Origin of the sequence: Oribacterium sp. C9 (assembly GCF_002007235.1) — a bacterium.
Taxonomy (GTDB): Bacteria; Bacillota; Clostridia; order Lachnospirales; family Lachnospiraceae; genus Oribacterium.
In genome coordinates this window covers 81887-108004 of record NZ_MUHW01000012.1, presented here as the reverse complement: position 1 = coordinate 108004, position 26118 = coordinate 81887, and the positions used below count along the sequence as shown (strand labels likewise).

The following is a 26118-nucleotide window of genomic DNA, read 5'->3' as shown; positions in this document are numbered from 1 at the left end:
ATCTAGTTCATGGGATTATAATTATTATATATTTTAATGGAATGAAATTAGTCGAATTGTTCTTGAATTTATCTAGTTATTGTTAGAGAAATTTATGGAGACAAAATTATGAATGAAAAAAAGCTTGAACAATATATTGATAATTCGATTATCAATTCGTTTTTTTTAAAAAAAAATATTTGCATTTTTGGGATAGGAGTCCTTGGCAAAAGATTCTTATCCATGTATAAGGATAAATTATTCATAAAATGTATATATGATAATGGAAAGAATAATTTTGAATCTTATGAAGGCATAGAAGTAAAACATTTCGAGCTAAATAAACATAATAAAGAAGAAACAATAATTATAACCACTGACAAATATTCGCAGAGTATTGCAGAACAGTTGAATGAAAATGGGTTATATGCTGGAAAAGATTATTTCATCTGGGATGAAAACAATAATTATATTTGTGATAAGAATACAGAGAGAATAATTTTATGGTGTAAAAATAAGTGGTCCCCAAAAAGAAAAAATAATGATAAAGTACGCTTACTTTTGCCAATTGAAAATTCGCATGATATTACAAACATTTTATATGGATATGTTGGAAACTATTTCAGTGAGAAACTTGATGCCAAGATTGATTGCTATATTAGAGCTGGGAAACCGGATATATTTCCGACGATTAGAATGATCTATGACGCCTGGGGGGCTGATGAAATATTAACTCATAAACTAAATGATAAGCAGGAAAGTATTTGCAAACAAATATGTGATGAGTTGTGGGAAAATATTCATTGCTACGAAGACTGGATTAATGTTTCAATATATGGAATTAAATTTGGAACAACAATAGTTAGAAATTATTTAAGAAGATATAATCCTATTATTGATCCACAAAGCATTCAGTTAAAGAATTACTTGTTAGAATCCATAAGAACTATTGTTTTTTGGTATGATCGTTTCCAAAAATTTGATTATAGATTAGTAGTTCTTTGGGATGGAACAAATTGGGAAGGATTTATAAGACAGATTGCAATTTCGAAGGGCATACCAACATATATGATTCATTATGTTGGGTGTAAAAAATTAACATTTGAAGAGCCCTGGTTGGGTCAACAATTTTTATATTATAAAAAATTCTGGAATGAATTATCTCCTGAAGAAAAAGAATTTGGTATAACATGGTCAAAGAATGAGCTTAATAAGATACTGAATAAGAAAAGATTGAATGAAGCAAAAGAATTACCTAAAGAATTAGTTGAGCCATCAAATAAGATAAAAGTGGTTATTTGTCCGCATTCTTATGAAGATGATTTGTATATGTATGGACCTCACATATTCTGGAATAATTATTCTGCATGGCTAAATCATCTTGGCGAATTGTCCAGAAAGCTTGATAAGTATATATGGTTTATTAAACCACATTTCTTTCTCGAAAGTGAGAGAGATAAACAAGCAGTTTCTGCATTTTTAGAAAAATTTTCCAATATAATAAAATTACCAGTAAATACTTCACCTACACAACTAAGAGAATATGGCGTGGAATGGGCATTTACGGTTCAAGGCACAATAGGGGTTGAATATCCTTTTGAAGGAATACAAGTAATAAATGCAGGGTATAATCCTAGGATGATGTTCGATTTTAGTTTTAATCCTAAAACCGTTGCAGAGTATGATTCTATTGTAGGCAATTTAGATACAACTAGGAAAAAGAATAATAATGGTGAGATATTTGAATACTATTCCATAGCCAATTTGTATTATGATTGGTCAAAATTATTTGTCAAGTGGCATTATATTAATCCTCTTTTAAATATGGATGATATTGCTTTTATAGAATCAGAGAGTAATCAGCGTGTTGGAAGTTGGAAGTATGATTGTTTCTTAAAAGAAGAAAGAGAATATCCGGAGAGATTTGTTGAAGAATTTATCAAAAAATTGTTTGATGATTTAGATGCATTTAAAGAAGACTTCTTTTATAAGAAGCCTATAAGTTTGAAGTAGATGGTATATTAGTCTGAAATCGTATCTATAGTGTTGGAGATTGGAAAATATATAGATTGGAAGATTGTAAGTGAAAATTGTAAAAAAATAATGAGAAGATAATTATATTTATTGCATAAGAGGTTATGTATGGCAAGAATAGGTGTAGTTGTTCCAGTATATAACACAAAAGAATATCTAAGAAAATGCATTGACAGTATATTAAATCAAACTTTTAAAGATATTGAGCTGGTATTAGTAGATGACGGTTCAACAGATGGCAGTGGCGAAATTTGTGATTCGTATACAAAAGATCCGAGAGTTAGAGTAATTCATCAAGAAAATCAAGGAATGATAAAAGCAAGATTAAACGGATTTAAAGCTCTGAATAGCGAGTATGCTTCATCCGTAGATTCTGATGATTGGATATTAGAGAATACATATGAATATTTGAGCCAGTATTTAGATAAACGGTATGATGTAATATCATTCAATATTGTAAGGTATTTCTCTGAAAAAAAACAAATTGAGTCGAGAGATAGATATAAGTGTGGATTATATACTAAAAATAATATTATATCAGATATTTTTCCAACTATGATTTGGGATATACATAATGAGAAATATGGATTAGATCCATCTATATGTAATAAACTTATAAGAATGGATTTATTTCTAAAATATTTGAATCGAGCATCTGTATTATCATCAAATTATGGACAAGATTGTGCAATCCTATATCCATTAATGTCTGAAGCAGAGTCATTATTATTCTCGGATAAATACTTTTATTTTCATCGGCAAAGAAAAAATGGAGAAATTGCCGAATATATGTCTGAGGTGGATTTTTACAGAAAAACATTTGAACTATATGAATACTTAATGGCGTTTTATATTAATAATAAAGATCTTTGCAAACAAATAGAATTTTTTTATAGTCATTCATTGGAGATTAGATTGGAAATGTTGTATGGGGAAACGGCTATAAAACGATTCTATTTATTCCCATTTAATAATGTTGAAAAGGGCGAAAGAATTGTAATATATGGTGCTGGTAAGGTAGGACAATCATATTATGAACAACTTCAAAAGACAATGTACTGTGAAATTGTTGCTATAGTTGATAGGTGCAGAAGTATATTTATTGAAGGGCGAAATGTATTACAAATTGATGATATAAATTCATTGAAATTTGATCATATTATTGTAGCAACCATTCATAAAGATAATATACATGAGATGATTAACGCTTTAGTTGATAGAGGTGTAAATACAAACAAAATCATCTGTCCTTACTTGGATAGATGATGTAACGTGTTCTGTCAAGAAACAATAGAAAGCTTTCTCATAATGTAATTTCTAAAATGAGAAAGAAAGTTTTGTGCATGGTTCACAGGATGCTAATTCTAAAAAGTCATCTTAAGAGGAAAAATGTTATAAACCATTCATAATTGTGTTCCGACTGATGATAGTACTGGTAGCCTTATAATAGTAAAATAGTGAGGATAATAGTCGTGCGTTTGAAGAGATGTGATATGGATTCATTTTCGGAATTGGTAGTGTCAAAAGGCATTATCTGCTACGGAATCGGTCGAGAGTTTGAAAGAATTATTTCATGCTATTATGATTATGATTGGGTTAAAAGAATTACTATGTTGGTCGATGGAAATCCCAATTTAGCTGGAAAACTAAAAAAAATTGGGGATAAAAGTTATAAGATTTCAGAGGTTGATGAACTTTTGCATAGTAACCTTCAGAATTCAGTAATTTTGATAACAACATTGGCTTATTCAGAGATAATTGAAAAGCTAGATTCTTATAAAGAATTACTTGATGTGGATGCTTATATTTTTTATTTTATGTTTGGAATACCAGATTCGAAGCATGATTTTGTTGGCAAAAAAGAAACTGAGTATATAATTCCCCCGATTATTCACTATTGTTGGTTTGGAAATAAAAAAATACCAGATACTTATAAAAAGTACATGGAAACATGGTCAAAGTTTTGTCCTAATTATGAGATACGCAAATGGGACGAGAATAACTGTAACATAGATGAGGTTCCTTATACTAAAGAAGCTTATAGTGTTTGCAAGTATGGATTTGTACCAGATTATTTTAGGTTAAAGATTATTTATGAATACGGTGGAATATATCTGGATACAGATGTTGAATTATTGAAGTCATTAGATCCTTTACGATGTGTCCCTGCATTCTGTGGTATGCAATATCCAGGCGAAGTAGCGTTTGGCTTGGGGTTTGGGGCCGTTAAAGGGCACCCGGTAATTAAGGCTATGTTGGATAGCTATATTGATAGACATTTCATCTTAGAAAATGGTGAAATGGATTTAACACCATCTCCAATTTTTCAGACGAATGACTTTATTAAGATGGGATATTGTCCCAAACCATATTATCAGGAAAAAAATGGCATGGCAGTTTATCCTGTGGATGTACTTTCGCCTAAAAATGTTCATACAGGAGAGCTGTTGATTTCCGACAGAACAGTTGCTGTTCATCATTTTGATGGTTCATGGATAGATTCTGAAAAACGTAGAAAACGTGAAGATCGGAGACTAAAAGCAGAGAGTATTATTATGAGAATGAATTACTAGGTAAAAACCGAATACTTTAAATCTATAGTATAAATTTGAAGAGTTAATTTTGCAAAAATAGATTAAGAAAATATTTGTAAACAATAATTGATTAAAGTAAGGATGGGCTTATGTATGGGCAAGGGCACAGATGAGTTTTGCAATATAGTTAGAATCGCAATCTTGTTTCAGGTTCCATCATATTGGCCGACACTAGAGAGCTTTTATAAAGCTTGTTTAGATGATCAGTCCATTGAGGTGCGAATATTTCTATTGGATGAAACATGTGTTGAAAGAGTTCAAATGGAACATGCTAAGGGATTTTTAGAGGAAAATAATCTTGATTATGAATTGTTTTCAAATGATATAATCAAGGAATTTTCACCTCATGTAGCTATTTTACAGCCCCCATATGACATGCTTTATAGGAATGAGCGTGCAACATCATTTCATCTGAAACAGCTTGGGGTAAGAATCGTTTATATACCTTATGGAATAGAGATAGCGGACACAGAAGATGCACATTGGAACCATTTCTTTCCGTTTACTGTATTGAATGCTTGGAGAATATACACTTTTTCTGAATTAATGAAGATGGACTACGATAAGTATTGTCCTAATCGTGGGGCGGTGAGAGCGCTAGGTCTTCCAAGATTTGATTACTATAAGAGAATAGAAGTATTTAATAAAAAAAGAAATCATGAAAAGAAAACAGTATTATGGAAGCTTCACTTTCCAAAAATCATTACGAATGGGTTAGATAGGATAAGAGTAACGCCAGAACTGGATGAATATATTAAATTTGCAAAAAGAATAGAAAAGCATAACGATTTAGAGTTTATTATCATGCCACATCCTATGTTCTTTTCTGAGAATATAGATAAATCTCTTTCGGAAAAAGCTCAATTTCTATTTGAAATTCTTAACAAGCAAGAGAATGTCAAAATAGATTATGATTCTGATTATAGAAAAAGCTTTTATAATGTTGATGCAATAATAGTTGATAGAAGCGCTCTCTTGGTTGAGGCTGCATTTTGCAACGTTCCTGTGCTTTATATGAAGAATTATGAATATGAGGAACCTCTTACAAATGCAATAAAGCCGATAGTTTCTTCATATAGGCAAGGGTATAGTGAAGAGGATATGGCTCGATTTATTGAAATGTTTAAAAATGGTGATTTAGAAAACGATATAGAAAAGATTTCAATTCAGAGAGATAAATATATCCCTTTAGCAGATGGATATTGTGGGAAGAGAATTTTAAATGATATTAAGGCTGGCATAAAAGAGAGAAGTATCTATAGTAAACCAAGAGTGATCCTGTTTGGTACTGGAGCTGTATGTAAGTATTATATTGACAGGTGGGAGAAGTCTGAATTCAAGAAATTAGAAATAATTGGATTGTCTGATAATGACAGAAAGAAATGGGGAACTATCCAATACGGGTTTAAGGTTTATTGTCCAGAAGAATTAGGTAGTCTTAATTTTGACAAAATATTAATAATGACAGAACAGTTTTATATGCCAATAAAAAAGAAACTTGTTTATGAATTATTCTTGCCTGAAGAAAAGATTATAAGAATAGATCATTTTTTAGAAGGGCTTATAGAGGGAAGCGATTTATGATTATCACCAAAACTCCGTTCCGAATCTCCTTTTGCGGAGGTGGGAGCGATATGCCTGATTTTTATAGAGATCATGGAGGCTGTGTTGTAAGCACATCCATCAATCGTTATATGTATATATCTATTCATCCTTTCTTTGATGAGAACAAGACATCACTTAAGTATTCTCAAACGGAGACGGTGGAAAACTTGTCGGATATTCAACATTCAATTTTCAAACGTGTCTTAACTGATATGAATGTAAGTGGAGTGGAGATCACCAGTACGGCTGATGTACCAAGCGGTACAGGACTCGGCTCATCTAGTTCGTTTACGGTAGGTCTTCTTCATACACTGTATTGCTATAAGGATAAGTATTTGTCAAAAAACCAGATTGCGGAAGAAGCCTGCGACGTTGAGATAAATCGTCTAGGTAATCCTATAGGGAAACAAGATCAATATGCTGCCGCATGCGGAGGACTCAATTTTATAACTTTTCATAGAGATGATACAGTTACGGTTGAGCCTATAATCATGAATCAGGAAACACTTAAAGAACTACAAGACAACATAGTGATTTATTATACAGGAATTACTCATGATGCAAATAAAATCCTTGCTGAGCAGAAAAGTAATATATCACAGAAGGATAAGACGGATAATCTGATCTCCATGTGTAATTTGGCAAAAAGTATGAAGAAGGTGCTGGAGGAAAATGAATTATCAGATTTTGGAAATATTCTGAACGAAGGGTGGCAGAAAAAACGTGAGCTTGCAAGTGGAATTACTGACGCAAAGATTGATGAGATGTATGAAACAGCAATGAGAAATGGGGCTTCAGGTGGAAAGCTTCTGGGAGCTGGAGGTGGAGGATTCCTTTTGTTTTACTGTGAAAAATACAAGCAGAAGCGATTGGATGAAGCCATGAATCTGAAGCGATTCCCGGTAAGATTTGAGCATGACGGAACTTCCGTTGTTTATATAGGTGATAAATACTGGTGATGGAAGGAATAATATGATATGAGAGCTTTAGTAGTAGGTGGAGCAGGTTTTATAGGCAGTCATTTATGCGAGAGCTTGGTTGCGGACGGACATAAAGTATGTTGTGTAGACAATTTTTCACTCGGTAATAAGAAACAAGTGTCAGGATTGATTAATTCGACATTGTTTTCTTTGAAAGAAATCGATGCAACGGATAATGACGGACTTGATAGCGTATTTGAGTCATTTAAGCCGGAATATGTTTTTCATCTTGCCGCAAATTCAGATATACAGGCAAGTGCAAAGAATCCGGAAGTAGAATATCGAAACACTTATACTACCACCTTTTGCATTTTAAATACCATGCGTAAATATGGTGTGAAAAAACTGTTTTTCTCATCCACATCTGCTGTTTACGGCGATAAGAGAGATGAAGTTCTGGATGAAAACACGTCAAATCTTTCTCCTATATCGTATTATGGTGCTGCGAAACTTGGAAGCGAAGCACTGATCAGTGCATTTTCATATATGAATGATATCAGCTCATTAATCTTTAGGTTTCCTAATGTAATAGGTCCGAGGCTCACACATGGCGTGATATTTGACTTTATCGGAAGGTTAAGGAAGGATAATACAGCTCTTCGTATTCTGGGAGACGGGCATCAAACAAAACCATACATATATGTCACTGATCTCGTAGAAGCAATTGTTCAGTTTATGGATGTTTCTAAGGGGGTAACTCTCTACAATGTTGGTGTAGAAGGAGCGACAAGTGTTACAAGGATTGCGGATATTATATGTGAGGAAATGGGACTAAAGGATGTGACATATCAGTATACAGGCGGAGAAGGGGGATGGAAAGGCGATGTGCCTAAGTTCCAATACTGTATTGACAAGATACATAATGCAGGGTGGAAAGCAAAATATCCATCAGATAATGCTGTCAGAATGACGGTAAGAGAAGTATTGAAAGAGGGATAATAAATGGATTCTGTTTTAGCAGTCATACAGGCAGGCGGTCTTGGAACTCGTATGCAGGCGCTGACGGAAAACAAAATACCTAAGCCCATGTTACTGATAAATGGAAAGCCAATGATTGAATGGCAAATAGATGCGGTAAGTCGGTGTGGTATAAAAGATATCGTAATTATCATCGGTCATCTTGGTGAGCAGATACGGGACTATTTCGGTGATGGCGACAAGTGGGGCGTACATATAAACTATATTAGAGAGTTTGAACCACTTGGGTCTGCTGGGGCACTATACTACTTAAAGGATAATCCTGCAGAAGAATATCTGCTTATATTTGGCGATGTGATGTTTGATATGGATATTAACCGACTTATGGTGTTTCATAAACAGAGGGAAGCATATGTCACACTTGTAGCACATCCAAACTCACACCCATATGATTCGGATCTATTAATTACAGACCAAAGAGATAATGTGACAGGTATTTTGGGGAAGAAGGAGAAAAGAGGCTATTGTTGCCATAATTTGGTGAATTCTGGAATTTCTGTCTTTTCAAGGTATGTTCTCGATGGAATAAAAGAACCTGCGAAAACTGACTGGGAACACGACGTTGTATATAATTTGATAAAAAATGGAAAAGTATATGCATATCGGACATCAGAATATATAAAAGACGCAGGAACACCAGAGCGGTTTAGTGTTGCTGAGTCTGAACAAAAAAGCGGAGTTTGGAGCAGAAAGAATCTATCACGAAAACAGAGATGCGTTTTTTTGGATCGTGATGGTACGATTAATAAATATGATGGTTTTATTTCTAAACCAGAGCAGATTGCATTATATCCGGGAGTTGCTGAGGCTTTGACAAAACTAAATTCATCCGGATATCTTGCTATTGTTGTGACCAATCAGCCGGTGGTGGCAAGAGGAATGTGCTCAGAAGATGATGTGAGAACGATAAATGCCAGGATTGAGACTCTTTTAGGTGAAGAAAGGGCGTATCTAGATGATATTATTTTTTGTCCGCATCACCCTGATAAAGGTTACCCTGAAGAAAACCCTGATTACAAGATAGTATGCAAGTGCCGAAAACCTGCGATAGGGATGATAAGAGAGATGCAGGAAAAGTACAATATAGACCTTTCCAAATCCTATATGGTGGGAGATACAACAGTAGATGTTCAGACGGGGATAAATGCCGGACTGCATACTGTATTGCTTCGAACCGGTGAGGCTGGAAATGACGGCAAGTATGAAGTGATTCCTGAATATAAGGCAGATAATCTGTTGGATGCAGTAAAACTCATTTTACAGAAAGAGGGATAGCTATGGATTACAGTAAGGACATTAGATGGTATCTAGAGGAGGAAAGAAAGGTACTTGAAGGCCTGGATGAAAAAGAAATAAGCGATGTAATGAATGTTCTTGAAAATACCAGATTGAATGGTAAACGTGTGTTTATCTGCGGAAACGGTGGCAGTGCTGCAACGGCTTCTCATTTTTGTTGCGACTTCAATAAAGGAATCAGCTACAGTCAAGAGGTAAAGTATAATTTTGAGTGTCTTAATGATAACATTCCTATGATGATGGCTATAGCTAATGATATAAGCTATGAGGATATTTTTTCAGAACCACTGAAAAATAAGATGCAAAAAGAAGATGTGCTCCTTGCAATTTCAGGGAGTGGTAATTCTAAGAATGTAGTTAAGGCTGTTGAGTATGCGAAGAGCATAGGGGCAAAGACTGTCGGTTTGGTCGGATATGATGGGGGAAGGATAAAAGAACTAGTTGATTATTGTATACACGTGAAGATTAATAATATGCAGATAGTTGAGGATGTACATATGGCAATGGACCATGTAATGATGTTTGTGCTCTCTGGAATGAAGGGGTGCTAATTTTTGAGATTCAATAAGCGTTATTGTATCCTAAACTCTCCGAAAATTATACTCGGCGATTTTTGAAAGCGGAATCAAAAAGTATTACTGCCTCGGGTCGGCAGAGCTGTTACGCGTTTTAAACTGTATTGAAGATTGCAACTAAATATCCGTGTGTGTATAAATGAAAACCTTCACAGATTTGTTGTCAATAGTCTTATTCTCATAGGTTTTCTTGAAGCTGATTGGATTTCGAATAATACCGACTTTGTCGTAAATATAAAAATACAACAGGTGGCAATCATAATGAATCATATCAGACGCAATTTTTGAATCAGCTGTGCAATCCGGTCTTCCGTTATTCTTTCAGTGTCCATATGTAAAAAAAACATTGAGATAGATGATGTAAACTAAATAAAAGTTGACAAGCATTTCCGTTGCCTTCATAATGCATTTATGGAGGCTTTTTTATGTCTAACGAAAGAAATGCAGGAAGAAAACCGATATTGTCAGATGATGTGATACAAGCTATAAAAGAAAGATATCATGCCGGTGAAAGTATTTCCGTTATTGCAAAAGAATATGGTGTTTCCAGACAGGCTCTGTATAAGAGGATACATCAGAGTAAGAAACGGTCTGTAAAGATTGACTATGTGATTGACGGAAAGCATGTGGCAGAAATAGATGCTGATTTTGGAAAACAGTATATTCGTGTTTTGAATTATGCTGTGGAGTTATCGAAGCTTCCATTTGGCTTTAAATCAGATCCATCATGGAGTGATTTTTGTGAACTTGCGGAAAGAGAATATCTGAAAAATGCGGGTGTGACAGAACCGGGAACCTTTTTTATAACAGACGTACAAAATTCCTTTCGACTGGATGAAGTGGATCAGTTTGAATTGAAAGGTGTAGAAACGGATGAGCTTCCTGTATTTGAGTTTCAAAAGAAAGATATCTTGTTTGCTCGTACTGATACGGATGGTTTTCAATTAAAGGCTCTTTCTAAAAATCGAAAGTACTTTGTCAAATCTCAGGCATCGATTTCCGGAGTCTTGATGAGAGACTGGGCAGTGGAAGTAATTGCTGCAGATGTAGCACGGCAACTCAGGATACCTTGTGTTGAACAGCATCATTGTAAATGTGTTTTTGGAAAGAAAATATATGATGCAGTTTTTTCAAAGAATTTTGAATTAGATGGATATAGTTTTTTGTCGTTTGAATCATTACTATCAGATAAAGGTCTATCTACAAAGGACAGCAGTTTCCTGAAATTAAAAACTATAGATAAGCTTAGGTGGTGTGCACAACAATTATCAGAGATTGGTGATATTGAATATGAGCATACTCTGAGATATATGATGGATTTAGCTGTATTAGATTGTCTTGTTGGAAATGTGGACAGACATACAAGAAATTTCGGATTATTTTATCATGCACTTCAGGATAAGTTTTACATCCCGCTAGTTTTTGATAATGGAATGGGATTATTTGAAAACGATTATTACAGGGATAGGTATGAATCCTTTGATGAGGCGATGAATGTTGTGTATGTCAGCCCCTATGGAGAAGATCCTTTTGATATGCTTAAAATATTGAATGAAGAGTTTCACTTAAAGTCAGTGTACAAAGATGTGGACCAAATTGAATATCCTGATATTTTACGCACGGAATATGCAAAAGAATATGAAAGGAGGATGCAGGAATTATGGCAGAAGTTAGACTGATCAATTCCCTGAAGGGTGTCCTGTATTATTTGGATACCCCTATTTTGGATTTTGAAATAAAAGATCGTGATTTGATAAAAGCTGAGGATTTAAGTGAAAAAAAGCTGTATCCTTATGAATTGGCAAGGTTGGGCGTGACATATGGAAGTATAAATCAATTTTTTCGGCGTCGTACTATGAGAGAAGGATGTATGTTTTATCATGAGCATCTCCGTGCTTTGGGCATGGAGAATATGGATTTTGATTTATATATAAAGAAAAATAATGGGAATAATCATCTGGATAATTACTGGGTGAAATTTGAAGACTATGGTGCAAAGTGTTTTCGAGATATTGCAGATATGTGATTTATTTTATTATATTGATGTCATTACTGTCCGTGAAAGGGAATAGGCAGATACCATGAAGAAATATAATTGTGAACTTTGCTTCCTGGTTCCCTGATTTTCATAAAAAAGAATGTCAGGGATATAGTGATACCCAGCGAAGAGCGTAAGCTGAATATGTACCCTATGGATTATGAGGAATTCCTATGGGCAACGGATGACACCGTTTATCTGCCAGCTATAGATGAACAGTTTGTGCCAGAAAAGCTTGACAGGTCAGGTTTCTATCACTATTACTTCTGCCACTTCATCATCTAACATATAAGATCGAAACCTATGTATGGTTTTATCGCATTTAAACGCATATACATCATCAAAAACAGTGTTGTAAAACTGATTGAAAACTAAGATGATGCCATGATCTTTTACCAAATTAATAGCAGCGGGGACCATAGAGTCCGGGCTGTCTGACATGGTACTTCCGTTTAATATTACAAAATCAAAGCTTTTGGAAGGAAGATTTAGTTCATCATAATCGCTATTAACTAAATTGAGATTTTTCAATGCTTTTTCTGCATTGATTAAATTTTTCAATAGAGTAATATGGTTAGAGACTTTCGCGTCTGTAACAAGATAATACTCATTCTCTGTATGAAAAGCCTCTAATAAAGAACACAGATCATAACTTAAAATACAGTTATCTGCTCCGAGTTCAACAGTCCTTGTAGCCCGAGTTCCGGGAATACGGATCATATATTTGGAAAAAAGAAAATATATCAGTATATAATACTGCTTATATATATGCTGATCACCGAATTTATCCATGTATTCACTGTCGTGGATAAGAGCAGTTAATGTACCAAAAAGTGATTTTAAATCAAATCCACTTTGATAGAGGGGCAACCTGCTGTGATTTAATATTGGTTTTTGAAAATCAATTAAGATTTCGTCATCGATGCATACTTTATGGTTTATTTCTTTTAATGAGCTCATATAACCTTCCTGTTATCTTTTCCATGTTATATTCTTTATCAGCGTATTCGTACACTTGTTCAGATTTACTATCCAGATCTTCAGAGTTACACAAACTGATCAGTATCCCGGCAAGCGCATCTATATCACCGATTTCAAAACTACAGCCTATTCTTTCATGATCAGTGATGTCTTCATAAGCATCTATCCTGGAGGTAATCGGAATGAGTCCCCTACCCAAAGCTTCTGCAGTAGCATTGTTAGTTCCGCCTTCAAGTTCTGATGTTAATGCATATATCTTTGCTCTGTCATAAAAGTCCGCAAGTTCATCTCTGTCTGAGATAGAGCCTGTGAAAATGATTCTGTCGGATATGGCTTTATTTCGTTCTAAGTATTCATCTAAATATGGAATGAACTGATCATCTATACTTCCTACCAGGTACAACTTCCAATCAGGGATAGAAGCTGCTGCTTGAGCAAAGGCTTCCAGGAGCACATCATTGCACTTTTGTCTGGTCCCTAAGCGGCCAACAGTCAAAATAATATTTTCTCTATCGGTAAATCTGACTTTTTGTTTATGGTCTATAGAGAGATCATAAAATCCATTAATGATACTATGAACATGCCACGGCCACTTGATAGACAGAAAATTCGCCATGGCAGTACAGGAAGTTGTGATGATATCGCAGGAATTCAGAAAATTCATATATTCGGGAAGATACCAGTAGATTTTGTCCATCCAACTGCTGTTGGCATCTAATGCGCATATTACCGTTCCTTCAGGCTTCAGTTGCTTAAAAAGCGGAGCCATGTGAAGATTAAGTTTGTACGGTCCCCGTAAATACAGAATATCTATATCATGTATGTTTTGATAAATATAATTCTCTCTCGCCTCATAATCCCAGGTGTCAAATAATTTGAATTTCAAACCCGATATATATTTATAATTTTTATAATAACCATCGGAGAGAATTCGATCGTCTTCAGCATCATAGTATCCGGAAGGCACACCTTCAGGTGAAGCGCCAACTATAGTGACGTCACAATCATGATTTTTATATAGAAGAAATGGCAGTACTATACATTCTTTGACAAGTTCAACATCGGACCAGGGTCTGTTAAATGGCGCAATCACACTGATCTTTAATTTTTCCAAAACGTCAGCCTCCCACCAAATGGTTTTAAACAAAATAACGAGTACGTCCTTCTTTGTGTATCGGCAATTGCCAGGGTGAATATAAACCTGTCTAAACTATGACACAAAAAATATAAAGTTTTAGCTAATAGAACCGCTATTTCATGACGAATAAGTAAATATAGATATGAAGATTCCATATCAAAAGACAATATTTAAGTTTTGGGTCCCAGGAGAATTCCGGATACCGTTGAGATTATTTCAGCCTGTTTAAAGGGGGCAGCACTATGCAAGGTTTTAAGAACATGAAGATCAGAACCAAGTTCACTACTACTGTAGTAGTCATCGCACTGGCTATAACCATCCTTGTAGGTATGTCGTTTTTCGCATTCCTCAGGATGAGCAGTATGATGGAAAGTTTTTCTACTGTGCAGTATTCAAACACGAAAGCGCAGATGAATATGCGTAAGGATATACAGACCATCAATAAGCGTATCCTTCTGACGATGCTGGATCCGGATGGAAATCCTGTTGCAGATCAGAGGGCGGATTTTGATGAGCGTTTCGGAGATATGCAGGGAGATATCGACTCCATCAGCAAAACTCTCGGTGATGATGCGCTGATTAAGACACTTCAGGAGAAGTTTAACGCCCTGAAGACAGATTCGTACAAGCTTCTGGATATGATGGACAGTGGCGATAAGGAAGGTGCCAAGGAGCTATATAAGAGTGGTTTCAATGTTACAACATCAGAGGAATTCGTATCAGCTCTCGGTGCGGTTGGAAAGCTTTCCGATCAGCAGGCTGCAGATCTCATTGCGGAAGCTGATTCATTTAAGATGAAAGTGACGGTTGTTCTGGTAGCACTGGCTGCAGCAGTTATCGTCTGTGTGATCTTTATCTTCCTGTTCCTTGCAAATAGTATCGTTAGTACTGTTGATATCGCAAATGGTACCATGGACAAGATGGCCAACGGAGACTTCCAGGTAGATATAGATGTAGATAAGCTTTCACAGGATGAGCTTGGAAACATGGTCAGAAATATGTCAGGCATGACTTTAAATCTTCGCACACTTGTAGAGGATGTCAGCTCAATGCTTACATCCATGAGTGAAGGAAACTTTGCGGTAAAGCTGGAGCATCCGGAGATATATGTTCAGGATACAATTCCTATTAAAGTGGGATTTGAAAAGATCTCAGAGAACCTATCAGATATGTTTTCCAACATGAACGATGTTGCAACACAGGTCAAGAACGGATCAGAGAAGATCGCCAACGGTTCCATGGCTCTCAGTCAGGGAGCAACAGAGCAGGCTTCAACACTTGAAGAGCTTTCCGCAACTGTCAATGTCCTTAACGATAAGGTAAAGAACAGTGCCAAGTCAGCAAGAGACGTAGAAGAGTTCTCAGCAGGCGTAGCAGACAAGATCACCATCCAGAATGAGCAGATGAGTAAGGTTCAGGAAGCTATGGATGAGATCGAAAGCAAGTCGAATCAGATCGAGAACATCATCAAGGCAATCGATGATATCGCATTCCAGACCAATATCCTCGCTCTCAACGCTGCAGTAGAGGCAGCTCGTGCAGGATCAGCAGGTAAGGGATTTGCGGTAGTTGCAGATGAGGTTAGAAATCTTGCCGGTAAGTCAGCGGCAGCTGCTTCTGAAACATCCACACTGATCGAGTCAACCATAGCGGCAGTTCGGAACGGTTCAAAGATGATCGGAGCTGCAGCAGCAGAACTAAATGTGGTTAAGGATGACTCGGTTAAGTCCAAGGATCTGGTGGCAACAATTGCGGCAGAGATGCAGGAAGAGTCACAGTCTATCTCCGAAATCACTACAGGTCTTGAACAGATAGCTGAAGTCGTTCAGCAGAACAGCGCAACGGCAGAGCAGAGCTCCAACTCCAGCAGCGAGCTCAATGAGAACGCAAGTGTTCTTAAGGGCATGGTTGACAAGATCATATACTAAGTATAAAATGCATCACCTCAGCATCAGTTAAGCCGGTGCTGAGGTGATATAAGAAGACATAGGGCATCAAATAAATAAACAGTATTGAAAGAAGGCGGGATCTGAAGGTATGAAGCAGCAAAACTACTTTTAAGAATACCCGCTAATATAATACTAATTTCTGTCGATATTTATATCATGGAATTAGTAACGATCATAAACAGTCATCCACAGGGAAGTGGTTGAGATCATATAAAGAGAGGAGCGGTACCGAGTCATAGGCCTTCAGCCTGAGGGACCGCAGAGTACTCCATGAAAAGTTAGTTTCCAGGGAAGGGCAAACGTTACTGATCGCTATTTATAAAATTTAGCGCATTATTTGTTGTATTTAAAAATTAGGTTTATTGGATAATTTTTAAGAGGATAGAGGGCCTGCATCATGGAAATTAACAATCAATTTATCACACCTATGAAACCATGGACTATGGGAGATCTGGGAACACAGAGAAACGAGAGACCACAGGAGTCTCAGGGCGCATTGTTGTTCAAGGATATATTTGACAATGCAGTCAACAACGTTAAGATCACCCAGGCGGATGTTGAGAACAAGCAGTACCTTCTGGCTACAGGACAGCTGGAAGATGCACATTCTCTTCCTATCGCAGAGTCAAAGGCTGCCATCAGTCTTAATATGATGATCACATTAAGAAACAAGGCTTTGTCTGCTTATACAGAACTGATCAAGATGGGCGGCTGATTTTTTAGCAGATCTGGAGAAGCAGCAATTGGGGATGTGTTTCAGAGTGGAGTGAACTTTGGATAACTTTAAAGAATCATGGGGAAAGATGCCTAAAAAGAATCGTATCACGATCATGGGCATCGTTGCTGCAACGGTAATTGTCGCTGCAGCTGCAATCATATACTTAAATCTGTTAAGTCAAACTAAATATAGTACATTGTTCACCGGCTTAAGTACTGAAGAAGCATCTCAGGTGGCTAATCTTTTGCAGGATCAGGGGATAGTCTACACATACAACGCCAACGACGGTGCCATCCGTGTACCTGAGGACAAGGTAGAGTCTACGAGAGTATCGCTTCTCAGCAAGGGCTACCCGAAGAGTGGTTTTACTTATGACATGTACATAAGTAATGCAGGTCTAATGACCACAGAGTCTGACAAAGAGCTGTATACACTCTACGATCTGCAGGATCGTCTGGGAGCAACCATACGTATATTTGACGGCGTACAGGATGCGAAGGTAACCATCGCCAAGGGATCAAACGAGAAGTTTGCCCTCAGTACCACAAAGACTATCGATGCATCAGCTTCAGCGGTAGTCACCATGAAGGACGGGGCTAAGCTCACTGAGACCAACGCCGATGCCATCAGAAATCTCATTTCGAGATCGGTTAAGGGTGTTAATTTTACCAATGTCTCAGTATTTGATGCCAACACCATGGAGGAGGTCGGTGGAGGCACCGGCAGTGGAGAGACCAGTAAGGTCATTCAGGATCTGACAGCCCAGATCGAGAACAGCATCGCTCAAAACATTAAGCGTGTACTTGCGAAGCTTTACGGGGCAGAGAACATAGCGGTATCTGTAAAGGGAACTCTGGATATGACCAAGCTCATATCCGAGAACACACAGTATACCGTTCCCGACAAGGTGGAGGAAACGGAGCGTTCCGGACTTCTGAATCACGAGGACTATAACAGCGAGAACAGCGGTTCCGCTAACGATGGTGCAGCAGGAGTTGTGGGAACAGATGCCAATGCCGATACCCCGAGATATACGAACCAGAACGGAGCTAACGGCGCCAATACTTATGCAGCCAATGCTTACTCCAGAGACTGGTTGTACAACGTACTTAAGGAACAGAAGGAGATCTCTCCAGGCGTACTTAAGGATGCGACTGTAGCAGTCGTTATCATGACTGATGACAGATCCGTACAGCAGCAGGATCTCGTAAATCTTGTTGCAGACGCAGGCGGAATCGGAAGAACTGATGCAGCTGAAAAGATAACTATCATCCGTTCAACACCGGCAGAAGAGGAAGCACCGGCAGAGGCAGAGACTGAGGTTGAAACTGAACAGCAGGTTCCTCTAGTTACACTTATCATCGCTATCGCGGCTTCAGTACTTCTTCTACTCATACTTATACTTGTACTGCTCAGGAAGAAAAAGAAGAAGAGACTCGCAGCACAGAAGGCAGCGGAAGAGGCAGCAGCGGCGGAAGCAGAGGCAGCGGCGGCTGCAGCTGCAGAGGAAACAGCAGCGCAGAAGAGACAGCGCGAAGAAGAGATGGAACTCGGAGCAGAAGAAGATACAAATGCATCAATGCAGCATGGCATGCGCCTGAAGCAGAACATCGGAGAGTTTGTAGACAACAATCCTCAGGTAGTTGCAAAGCTCATTCAGGGATGGCTGCGTGAAGAAGATGAGGAGGCTAGAAACAATGGCAGAAGAGACCGTTCAAGAAGGTAGCGCAGCAGAGAGCAGTCCCAGAGAAGAGGGTTCCAAGCGTAAGCTGACACAGAAGCAGAAGGCCGCTCTCGTGGTTGTTTCCATGGGAGCTGACAGAGCTTCACAGTTATATAAGTATTTAAATGAAACAGATATAGAAGAACTGACTTATGAGGTGGCAAGGGTTGGAAAGACAACCAATCAGGAAGTGGAAGACACTCTGGATGAGTTTTACAAGCTTTGCCTGACTCATAAGATGATGACAGACGGTGGTATTGACTACGCTAAATCCGTACTTGAGAAGGCATTTGGCGAGTCCACAGCGAAGAATCTTTTGGACAAGGTTTCAAAGACCCTTGCATCCAAGCCTTTCAACTTCTTTGCAAAGGGAGATCCGAAGGCACTCCTGTCACTGCTCGGTACAGAGAGACCGCAGGTCATCGCGCTTATCATGTCATACATGGAAGCAGAGCAGTCAGCTAAGGTTCTCGAGAACCTGCCTGAGGAAAAACGTATCCCGACAGTTACAGCTATGGCAAACATGGACAGAGTATCTCCGGATGCCATACAGATCATAGAGAATGAGATGAAGCGTAAGTTCAGCTCCATCATCACCAGTGAGGACAATATGAATCTCGGTGGTATCGATTATGTGGCTGACGTTATGAACCACATCGACAGAAGCTCCGAGAAGAAAATCTTCGACGAGTTGGATGTATCGAATCCTACACTTTCAAAGGATATCCGAGACAAGATGTTCGTATTCGAAGACATCCTCACCATGGACAACCGTTCTGTTCAGAGATTTATACGAGATTGCGATACCAAGGATATCGTATTTGCTATGAAGACAGCAAGCGACGAGATGAAGGATATCTTCTTTGGCAATATGTCCAAGCGTCAGGCTGAGACTGTTAAGGGAGACATGGAAACAACCAGCAATGTTCGTCTCAAGGATGTCGAGGAAGCTCAGTCACGTATCGTTAACCTCATCCGTAAGCTGGAAGAGCAGGGCGAGCTTGTAATCAATAAGGGAGGTGGAGAAGATACAATCATTGTATAAGGGTAAATCTTCTCGTTCCATCATCAAAGGTGGACACAATGCAAGTATCCAGCAGTTTACCTCCACAGTGGAGATATTTAAAAAGGGCGAAGATATCCAGGAGGAGGTCGATGCTCAGGAAACAAAACCGGAAAGAGAGGCAACTTTTCAGGATTACAGGGACATGCCCCTGCAGAGACCGGATCAGCTGTTTCAGAACGGAGATGTCAAATCAGACGAAGAGATCTCCATCATGCAGAGAAAGATGCTGAGAGATGCAGCAGACAGAGCTGAAAAGATCATCAACATCGCAAAGATGGAGGCGGAACAGATAAAAACGGATGCCTACGAAGAAGGATATAACAGCGGTCATCAGGAGGGAATGCAGGACGGACGTGAGGCAGCCAGACAGCAGGCAGAAGCAGAATTTAAACAGACAGTAGAAAAGTATCAGACAGCAGTGGCTCATTCTATCATCCAGATAGGAGAGGAAAGGGATGAAAGTTTCCACAGATATTTGGATGAGTTGAAGAATGTGGCCATAGCTGTAGCTGAAAAAGTCATTCATATAAGTCTCGAGACCTCGGGAGAGATCATCAAGCGTATGATCATCGCAGAAGTTGAAAAGATGAAGCGTACTGAGTGGATCAAGATCTATATAGATAAGTTTGACTACGAACAGCTTATCTCCGTGGATGAGGACGTGGCTGCGGATCTTGCCAGAATCTCTGACAACGTTAAATTCGTTGTTCAGGATAAAGAGAAGGTCGGGTATGCAGTCATAGAGACACCAAGTGAGATGATAGACATCGGTGTCGACTCTCAGATAGACAACATAAGAGAGAACCTCAATGGTGTCAGTCTGGGTGAAGATATAGAAGAGGGTATAGAGTAATGTTTGAAAAGCTTCCCGAAATTATCAGGAAGTCAGAAACAGTCGGACGTGTAGGTAAAATCGAAAATATCGTAGGTATGGCCATAGAGGCGTCCGGCGATAAGGCGAGTATCGGTGATATCTGCATGATCCATAACGATGAACTGAATAAGAGCATTCCGGCAGAGGTGGTCGGATTTAAGGGAGATAAGATACAGCTTATGACCTATGAAGCTACACCGGGTATCACATCCGGAAGTTTCGTAAGGAACACTAAGCATAGACTACGGGTGCCTGTGGGAAACTTCCTTAAAGGGCGTATCATCAATGCTTTGGGCCAGCCAATGGATGGCGGCGAGCCGTTTCCTGTTAATGCAACGACATATACAGTTAACAGCGCCTACACAAATCCTTTGGACAGACCTCCTATTCGTTCAAGACTGGATTTTGGCATCAAAGCAATCGATGGGCTTAACACGATAGGTAAAGGACAACGTATAGGCATTTTTGCAGGCTCCGGAGTCGGTAAGTCAACTCTCATGGGTATGATAGCCAAAAATGTCAAAACAGATATAAACGTCATAGCTCTGGTTGGAGAGAGAGGCCGTGAGGTTTTGGAATTCGCCCAGAAGGATCTCGGAGAGGAAGGGATGAAGAGATCCATTCTGGTGGTGGCTACCTCGGATCAGCCGGCTATGCTGAGACTAAAGTGTCCTTTAGTTGCAACAACTATAGCGGAGTATTTCCGCGACAGGGGGATGGATGTACTGCTTATGATGGATTCCCTGACACGATACGCCATGGCGCAGCGTGAGATAGGGCTCGCTACAGGAGAACCTCCTATAGCAAGAGGCTATACGCCTTCCATATATGCGGAGTTTCCGAGACTTCTCGAGAGAGCAGGACAATTTAATAGGGGTTCCATAACCGGCGTATATACGGTACTTGTGGAAGGGGATGATACTAACGAGCCGATAGCTGATACCGTAAGAGGTATCCTGGACGGACATATAGTTCTGTCTAGAGCATTGGCTGCTGAGAATCATTATCCCGCCATAAACATCGGCGCCAGCGTCAGCCGTCTCATGGTTGAGATAGTGTCACAGGAGCATAACAAGTACGCATCCAAGATGCGAAATCTCCTGGGACTGTACCAGAAGAATGCTGACCTGATCTCTATAGGCGCTTATAAAAAAGGTACCAATGCGGCTTTGGATGAGGCAATCAGTAAGTACCCGGATATAAATAAATTTTTGATCCAGGGAACAAAGGAAGCATTTTCTTATGACGAGGTGTTGGGACAGCTTAAGAGCATTGTTGGTTAAGAAGCTGTGGGCAGTTTTTTATAGAAAGTTGCGTTCAGCGTTAGCTGACAATGCAAATTAAATTTTACCGGCATTTCTGGAGAAAGGTGGCAACTGATGAAAAGATTCCAATATAATCTTCAGTCTGTACTTGAGTATAAGCAGAGCGTGCTTGATGATCTGAAGGAACAGTATGCGATCAGATTGAAGTTTGTCGATGAAAAGAAGCAGCAGATAGCGAATCTCAGAGCCAAGGCAGATGCTTTAAACGTTGAGTTTGACGGAATAAAGCAGCAGGGTGCGGCTATAGAAAAATTTTTGATGTACTCAAACATGATAGATAATCTCGATAAACAGGTAGAACTTGAAAAAGAAGCACTTAAGATTTTGCAGGCTAATGCCGATAAAAAGAAAGAGGAAGTCATCGCAGCAAACATCGACGTGAACAAGTTTGAAAAACTTAAAGAGAAGAAGCAGGAAATCTATAAGGCTCAGGAACGAAAGGATAATGAAGCTTTTATCGATGAGTTCGTAAATAATCAGCAGAATTCGGTAGTCAGGTCAGCCTGACAGGATTCAAAAAATAAGGGTGATCCTCATGCTTTGCATGGATTACATATATAACTACCAAGGAAAGGAGGAAACAATTTGGAAGCGGTAAATAATTACTTTTCAGGTTCTGTGAAAACAGTTCCGTGGAGTCCAGGGACTTACGGCTATGGTCAGAATACTGATCTAAGCTCAACAGGAGGAGTTCCGTTTTCCAGTCTTTTGCAGGGAAGCAATTCTGTAAAAGGAAATGACAAATCAGCAAAACAACCTGTGTCATCCCAGGATGGTCCGGGAAGGAACATGAAAGCTGATTACAGTAAGGATAAGTCGAAGACACCCTACAGTGATCAGAACAAGGTTTCACCCAGTACTCCGGGAGATGAGGCAGGACTCGATGACACAGATGAGGTAAAGACAGGTAATGCCGATGAGATGGCAGCTCTGTTACTCATGAGTAATCTTCAGGCAGACCGTATAACAGCAAGCAACGGTGTTGAACTCGTAACAGAGAAGATCTCCACTCAGGCTGAACCGCCTAAAGTGACAGCATCCAGCGGTACAACGACAGTTTCAGCTACAGATCTGGTTCCGGCAGCAGGAAGCAGTGACAGTACAAAAGAATCAGCAGATGCAGCAGCAACCGCTCTTATGGAGGCGAGGAACGGTCCTGAGAAGCCTCAGGAGAAGGTGGTGGAGAACACTCCGGCAAACAAGTATGATCCGGAGGAGGTTCTGAAAAGCCTCGAAGGACAGGGAAAGATAGTCGCACAGAGCTCTAACAGTCCATCAGGAGCACCTTCTATGGATACTCACGGTCCTACCGGAAGAGCGCCGGGTGACGATGGAAACAAGTCACAGACAGGAACAGAAACAGAGAAGACAGAGGAAAGCGAGAAGACGACTACCACCACAACAACTGATCCTATGGCAGGTTTTACAGAGGTTCAGGCTTCGACGCCTACACCTTTTGCAAACCAGACAAATCCTCTGGCACAGGGCAGCAAGTCAACTGAAGCTACCAGTGAGACCATGATGATGAGGACGGAAGAAACTACACTTGCATCGGATCTCACCAATCTTCTTTCATCCAGATTCCCGACTCAGAACGGACAGCTCACCATAGAGCTCGACCCGGAGCATCTCGGAAAGATAACCATCAACGTAAGCTACGATACAGGACATGCACAGGTTTCCATCAGCGCTACCAATCAGAAGACAGTAGAGATACTTACACAGAGCGCACCGGCCATGGCTAACATTATCCAGCAGAAGACAGGACAGGAAACACAGGTTTATATCCCGAATGCTCAGGAAAGCAGCGCAAAGCAGGATATGGCAAGCAGCAGAGAGTCCAATGAAAATGCTGAACAGCAGCAGGCGAGACAGCAGGCGCAGCAGGAACAGCAGAGCGCTGAGAACAGCATAGCATTTTTACAGCAGATGAGACTGGGTCTTGTATAAGATCTAAAGGAAAGGAGGATGGATATGGCAGACGTATCTAGTGTATCAAGCAGCACTTCCAATCCCTATGTACAGAAGACAGCAACACCTGAGGCCAATGAAAAGAACACACTGACTATCACAAGTTATTTTAAGCTTCTGGCAGCACAGCTCGCGAATCAGGATTATACAAATCCTATGGACAACAGCGAGATGCTGGCACAGATGTCACAGATGGCCATGGTTCAGTCACTGACCTCCATGACAGAGTCCATCGAGAGTCAGATAGCCTTCGCACAGCAGAGCTACAGTGTAGGCATGATAGGCAAGGAGATCACTGTAGTTATAGAAGCTGATGAAGGAAGCGGACAGGCAGCGACCACGAAAACAGGAACAGTAGAGGCGATCTATCTCGGAGAGGATGAACCTATATTAAGACTTCATGGTGACACCACAGACTACAAGATCTCACAGATAGTAAGCATCAGGAACCAGGGTTCCGGTTCAGGACCTGCAGCTTCAACAACTACTTCCACAGCTTCAACCACTTCGAGCAGTGGACCTGTAGCAGTTGAGACATCTAGTGGCCCTGTAAGTACGGATAATTCAGGAGGAGGACCGGGAACTATCTGATGAACAGATAGTAAAACACAGTTAAAATTGAATAGAGAATTCAGAAAGGAACAGCAATGGATTTTGATCTTAATTCGAGAAAGATTCAGTCCGTGCAATATCAGAACTTAGTCGATAAGACGAGTAAGGCTACAGTATCTAATGATAAGGGCGCTTCCTTTCAAGAGGAGTTATACAAACTTCACCGGCAGGTAAGAGAGGAACTCAGCTTCAGCAAGCATGCAGCGAAGCGGCTGGAGGAGAGAAATATAGAAATGAGCGAGGGACTCATGGACGATCTCCAACATGCAGTGGAAGAGGCAAGGAAGAAAGGCGCCAGGGACGTGGCAGTGATAGGCCGGCAGGGAATATTTATAGTAAATGTACCAAACAACGTCGTGGTGACTACCATGGCAGAAAATGACATGAAGAACAAGACATTAACAAATATAGACAGTGCGGTTTTTATGTAGGCAGGACCTTTTCAGGATGCCTGGGACACGTCCGGAAGTGACGTGCCGGGAACAGCACTTTCTATCACATAAATCGGAAAAGCCCCGAAGGATGTGGGGGCATCATACCTTTTTGGGGGAGCTTTGGGCTTTTCTAAGATAGAAAGGATATAGAATATGTTAAGAGCAATGGATTCAGGCGTAGCAGGTTTGAGATCACATCAGAATAAGCTGGATGTAATCAGTAACAACATCGCTAACGTCAACACCTTCGGTTTCAAGGCTCAGACCTTCAGCTTCAAGGATACCATGTATCAGACTTCTGCTGCGTCATCAGGCGGTAAGGTGGATGCCGGTATAGAATCTTCTGGAGGAATAAATGCATCTCAGTACGGCTATGGTTCACTGACAGGAAGTATAGCCACAGATTTCACTTCTTCCACACCTACCTATATCGGTGGTTTCAGCGCATGTGTAAACGGAGCCGGATTTTTTATCACTTGTTCAACGAATCTTGATGCTAAGACGAAGACTGACACTACCGGTGATAAAGGAATAACGATTGATACTTCAGACGCAAAAAAAACATCAACAAATCTGAAGGAAAAAGAGCTTGCATACACGAGAGTAGGTCAGTTCAATGTTGATGCCAATGGATATATAGTTGACAGCAACGGAAATTTTGTGTACGGATTCAGACCTGATAAACTTAGTGATCCAGAGTACTATGGGCAAACTACTGCTGGTACAGAACAGACACTTCATGCGTTGAGAGCACCTGATGGTCCTGCAAGTGGTAGCACTACTATTGATTTAACTAAGCCTACATGGACAGGAACGGCTATCCAGCTTAAAAGTGTAGAAATAGGAAATGATGGGTCAATAAAGGGCGTAATTGAACAGGATGGTCAGAAAACTTCGATCATCATAGGTAAACTGGCGATCGCATCTTTCCAGAATCAGGAAGGTCTCACAAAAGCAGGAAATAATACTTTTAACGCAAAGGACGGTGACAATACAGGATTGGTCACAGCTACAGTGCCGGGTGGCGCCACACCTACCCTTATGGCAGGTTATGTAGAAGGCTCCAACACAGACCTCGCGAAAGAATTTTCAGACATGATCACCACCCAGAGAGGCTTCCAGGCCAACTCGAAGATCATCACTGTTTCTGATGAAATACTTCAGGAACTTGTAAATATGAAGAGATAAGCTTATAATAACACTTAAATTTCATGAAAATTTTGATAGCGGCGTTATACTTAGCGCCGC

Annotated in this window: 24 protein-coding genes and 1 pseudogene; 22 read left to right on the top strand and 3 right to left on the bottom strand. The window is 39.5% G+C overall.

What is annotated here, in order from left to right:
- Nucleotides 1-108: 108 nt before the first annotated feature.
- The 8 genes from BXO88_RS09075 to BXO88_RS09040 all read left to right on the top strand — a co-directional run bounded on the left by BXO88_RS09075 (nucleotide 109) and on the right by BXO88_RS09040 (nucleotide 10017).
- A complete protein-coding gene (locus BXO88_RS09075) occupies nucleotides 109-1992 on the top strand; it encodes a hypothetical protein (RefSeq protein WP_078037423.1) in 1884 nt (627 codons plus the stop codon).
- Between the two features lie 129 nt (nucleotides 1993-2121).
- Nucleotides 2122-3279: a glycosyltransferase gene (locus tag BXO88_RS09070; RefSeq protein ID WP_078037422.1), complete on the top strand. Its 1158-nt coding sequence runs from the start codon at nucleotides 2122-2124 to the stop codon at nucleotides 3277-3279.
- A gap of 227 nt (nucleotides 3280-3506) precedes the next feature.
- Nucleotides 3507-4586: a glycosyltransferase family 32 protein gene (locus BXO88_RS09065; protein WP_078037421.1), complete on the top strand. Its 1080-nt coding sequence runs from the start codon at nucleotides 3507-3509 to the stop codon at nucleotides 4584-4586.
- Between the two features lie 114 nt (nucleotides 4587-4700).
- Nucleotides 4701-6191 (top strand): hypothetical protein, encoded by a 1491-nt coding sequence (locus BXO88_RS09060; protein WP_078037420.1) that lies wholly within the window; start codon nucleotides 4701-4703, stop codon nucleotides 6189-6191.
- Nucleotides 6188-7171 (top strand): GHMP family kinase ATP-binding protein, encoded by a 984-nt coding sequence (locus BXO88_RS09055; protein ID WP_078037419.1) that lies wholly within the window; start codon nucleotides 6188-6190, stop codon nucleotides 7169-7171. Before BXO88_RS09060 ends, BXO88_RS09055 begins: the two co-directional genes overlap by 4 nt.
- An 18-nt stretch (nucleotides 7172-7189) precedes the next feature.
- On the top strand, nucleotides 7190-8131 hold the full coding sequence (locus BXO88_RS09050; protein ID WP_078037418.1) for an NAD-dependent epimerase/dehydratase family protein: 942 nt from the start codon (nucleotides 7190-7192) through the stop codon (nucleotides 8129-8131).
- Nucleotides 8132-8134: 3 nt separating this feature from the next.
- A complete protein-coding gene (locus tag BXO88_RS09045; RefSeq protein WP_078037417.1) occupies nucleotides 8135-9445 on the top strand; it encodes an HAD-IIIA family hydrolase in 1311 nt (436 codons plus the stop codon).
- Between the two features lie 2 nt (nucleotides 9446-9447).
- A complete protein-coding gene (locus BXO88_RS09040; RefSeq protein ID WP_078037416.1) occupies nucleotides 9448-10017 on the top strand; it encodes an SIS domain-containing protein in 570 nt (189 codons plus the stop codon).
- 141 nt (nucleotides 10018-10158) lie between these two features.
- Here the strand turns inward: BXO88_RS09040 and BXO88_RS17245 are convergent, their stop codons facing one another.
- Nucleotides 10159-10323: a hypothetical protein gene (locus BXO88_RS17245; protein ID WP_442944922.1), complete on the bottom strand. Its 165-nt coding sequence runs from the start codon at nucleotides 10321-10323 to the stop codon at nucleotides 10159-10161.
- Nucleotides 10324-10466: 143 nt separating this feature from the next.
- On the opposite strand from BXO88_RS17245, the gene BXO88_RS09035 reads away from it, so the two are divergent.
- From BXO88_RS09035 to BXO88_RS17155, 3 genes and pseudogenes are all read left to right on the top strand, one after another.
- Nucleotides 10467-11720, top strand: a complete 1254-nt coding sequence (locus BXO88_RS09035; RefSeq protein ID WP_078037415.1) for a helix-turn-helix domain-containing protein — start codon at nucleotides 10467-10469, stop codon at nucleotides 11718-11720.
- Complete coding sequence (locus tag BXO88_RS09030) at nucleotides 11702-12067, top strand: hypothetical protein (protein ID WP_078037414.1); 366 nt, start codon at nucleotides 11702-11704, stop codon at nucleotides 12065-12067. The genes BXO88_RS09035 and BXO88_RS09030 overlap by 19 nt, the downstream gene beginning before the upstream one ends.
- An 87-nt stretch (nucleotides 12068-12154) precedes the next feature.
- Nucleotides 12155-12301 (top strand): annotated as a pseudogene (locus tag BXO88_RS17155) (ATPase); the annotation flags it as partial.
- A 21-nt stretch (nucleotides 12302-12322) separates the two neighbouring features.
- On the opposite strand, the gene BXO88_RS09020 reads toward BXO88_RS17155, so the two are convergent.
- A complete protein-coding gene (locus BXO88_RS09020) occupies nucleotides 12323-13039 on the bottom strand; it encodes a hypothetical protein (protein WP_078037412.1) in 717 nt (238 codons plus the stop codon).
- A complete protein-coding gene (locus BXO88_RS09015; RefSeq protein ID WP_078037411.1) occupies nucleotides 13011-14174 on the bottom strand; it encodes a glycosyltransferase family 4 protein in 1164 nt (387 codons plus the stop codon). The genes BXO88_RS09020 and BXO88_RS09015 overlap by 29 nt, the downstream gene beginning before the upstream one ends.
- Nucleotides 14175-14440: 266 nt before the next feature.
- Here BXO88_RS09015 and BXO88_RS09010 point away from each other — a divergent pair, with 266 nt between their 5' ends.
- From BXO88_RS09010 to BXO88_RS08960, 11 genes are all read left to right on the top strand, one after another.
- A complete protein-coding gene (locus tag BXO88_RS09010; RefSeq protein ID WP_049932361.1) occupies nucleotides 14441-16126 on the top strand; it encodes a methyl-accepting chemotaxis protein in 1686 nt (561 codons plus the stop codon).
- A gap of 418 nt (nucleotides 16127-16544) precedes the next feature.
- Nucleotides 16545-16862, top strand: a complete 318-nt coding sequence (fliE, locus tag BXO88_RS09005; RefSeq protein WP_078037410.1) for a flagellar hook-basal body complex protein FliE — start codon at nucleotides 16545-16547, stop codon at nucleotides 16860-16862.
- A gap of 58 nt (nucleotides 16863-16920) precedes the next feature.
- Complete coding sequence (gene fliF, locus BXO88_RS09000) at nucleotides 16921-18591, top strand: flagellar basal-body MS-ring/collar protein FliF (protein WP_139355556.1); 1671 nt, start codon at nucleotides 16921-16923, stop codon at nucleotides 18589-18591.
- A complete protein-coding gene (fliG, locus tag BXO88_RS08995; protein WP_078037409.1) occupies nucleotides 18563-19633 on the top strand; it encodes a flagellar motor switch protein FliG in 1071 nt (356 codons plus the stop codon). Before fliF ends, fliG begins: the two co-directional genes overlap by 29 nt.
- Nucleotides 19626-20507 carry a FliH/SctL family protein gene (locus BXO88_RS08990; RefSeq protein WP_078037408.1) on the top strand — a complete coding sequence of 294 codons (882 nt, stop codon included), beginning with the start codon at nucleotides 19626-19628 and terminating at the stop codon, nucleotides 20505-20507. Before fliG ends, BXO88_RS08990 begins: the two co-directional genes overlap by 8 nt.
- Nucleotides 20507-21811, top strand: coding sequence for a FliI/YscN family ATPase (locus BXO88_RS08985; protein WP_078037407.1), 1305 nt, complete (start codon nucleotides 20507-20509; stop codon nucleotides 21809-21811). The genes BXO88_RS08990 and BXO88_RS08985 overlap by 1 nt, the downstream gene beginning before the upstream one ends.
- Nucleotides 21812-21907: 96 nt before the next feature.
- Nucleotides 21908-22360: a flagellar export protein FliJ gene (gene fliJ / locus BXO88_RS08980; protein ID WP_078037406.1), complete on the top strand. Its 453-nt coding sequence runs from the start codon at nucleotides 21908-21910 to the stop codon at nucleotides 22358-22360.
- 78 nt (nucleotides 22361-22438) lie between these two features.
- Nucleotides 22439-23803 carry a flagellar hook-length control protein FliK gene (locus BXO88_RS08975; protein WP_078037405.1) on the top strand — a complete coding sequence of 455 codons (1365 nt, stop codon included), beginning with the start codon at nucleotides 22439-22441 and terminating at the stop codon, nucleotides 23801-23803.
- Nucleotides 23804-23827: 24 nt separating this feature from the next.
- Nucleotides 23828-24415: a flagellar hook assembly protein FlgD gene (locus BXO88_RS08970; RefSeq protein WP_078037404.1), complete on the top strand. Its 588-nt coding sequence runs from the start codon at nucleotides 23828-23830 to the stop codon at nucleotides 24413-24415.
- A gap of 56 nt (nucleotides 24416-24471) precedes the next feature.
- Entirely contained in the window at nucleotides 24472-24867 is a 396-nt protein-coding gene (locus BXO88_RS08965) for a TIGR02530 family flagellar biosynthesis protein (RefSeq protein WP_078037403.1), read from the top strand.
- Between the two features lie 156 nt (nucleotides 24868-25023).
- Nucleotides 25024-26058 (top strand): flagellar hook-basal body complex protein, encoded by a 1035-nt coding sequence (locus BXO88_RS08960; protein WP_078037402.1) that lies wholly within the window; start codon nucleotides 25024-25026, stop codon nucleotides 26056-26058.
- Nucleotides 26059-26118: the final 60 nt, after the last annotated feature.

Coding starts and splice junctions, on each gene's coding strand:
- BXO88_RS08960 (WP_078037402.1), top strand. CDS start 25,024: ATGTTAAGAGCAATGGATTCAGGCGTAGCAGGTTTGAGATCACATCAG.
- BXO88_RS08970 (WP_078037404.1), top strand. CDS start 23,828: ATGGCAGACGTATCTAGTGTATCAAGCAGCACTTCCAATCCCTATGTA.
- fliJ (WP_078037406.1), top strand. CDS start 21,908: ATGAAAAGATTCCAATATAATCTTCAGTCTGTACTTGAGTATAAGCAG.
- BXO88_RS08965 (WP_078037403.1), top strand. CDS start 24,472: ATGGATTTTGATCTTAATTCGAGAAAGATTCAGTCCGTGCAATATCAG.
- BXO88_RS09035 (WP_078037415.1), top strand. CDS start 10,467: ATGTCTAACGAAAGAAATGCAGGAAGAAAACCGATATTGTCAGATGAT.
- BXO88_RS09055 (WP_078037419.1), top strand. CDS start 6,188: ATGATTATCACCAAAACTCCGTTCCGAATCTCCTTTTGCGGAGGTGGG.
- BXO88_RS09075 (WP_078037423.1), top strand. CDS start 109: ATGAATGAAAAAAAGCTTGAACAATATATTGATAATTCGATTATCAAT.
- BXO88_RS09065 (WP_078037421.1), top strand. CDS start 3,507: ATGGATTCATTTTCGGAATTGGTAGTGTCAAAAGGCATTATCTGCTAC.
- BXO88_RS09040 (WP_078037416.1), top strand. CDS start 9,448: ATGGATTACAGTAAGGACATTAGATGGTATCTAGAGGAGGAAAGAAAG.
- BXO88_RS09010 (WP_049932361.1), top strand. CDS start 14,441: ATGCAAGGTTTTAAGAACATGAAGATCAGAACCAAGTTCACTACTACT.
- BXO88_RS09030 (WP_078037414.1), top strand. CDS start 11,702: ATGGCAGAAGTTAGACTGATCAATTCCCTGAAGGGTGTCCTGTATTAT.
- BXO88_RS08985 (WP_078037407.1), top strand. CDS start 20,507: ATGTTTGAAAAGCTTCCCGAAATTATCAGGAAGTCAGAAACAGTCGGA.
- fliG (WP_078037409.1), top strand. CDS start 18,563: ATGGCAGAAGAGACCGTTCAAGAAGGTAGCGCAGCAGAGAGCAGTCCC.
- BXO88_RS09060 (WP_078037420.1), top strand. CDS start 4,701: ATGGGCAAGGGCACAGATGAGTTTTGCAATATAGTTAGAATCGCAATC.
- BXO88_RS09020 (WP_078037412.1), bottom strand. CDS start 13,039: ATGAGCTCATTAAAAGAAATAAACCATAAAGTATGCATCGATGACGAA.
- fliE (WP_078037410.1), top strand. CDS start 16,545: ATGGAAATTAACAATCAATTTATCACACCTATGAAACCATGGACTATG.
- BXO88_RS09050 (WP_078037418.1), top strand. CDS start 7,190: ATGAGAGCTTTAGTAGTAGGTGGAGCAGGTTTTATAGGCAGTCATTTA.
- BXO88_RS09045 (WP_078037417.1), top strand. CDS start 8,135: ATGGATTCTGTTTTAGCAGTCATACAGGCAGGCGGTCTTGGAACTCGT.
- BXO88_RS09070 (WP_078037422.1), top strand. CDS start 2,122: ATGGCAAGAATAGGTGTAGTTGTTCCAGTATATAACACAAAAGAATAT.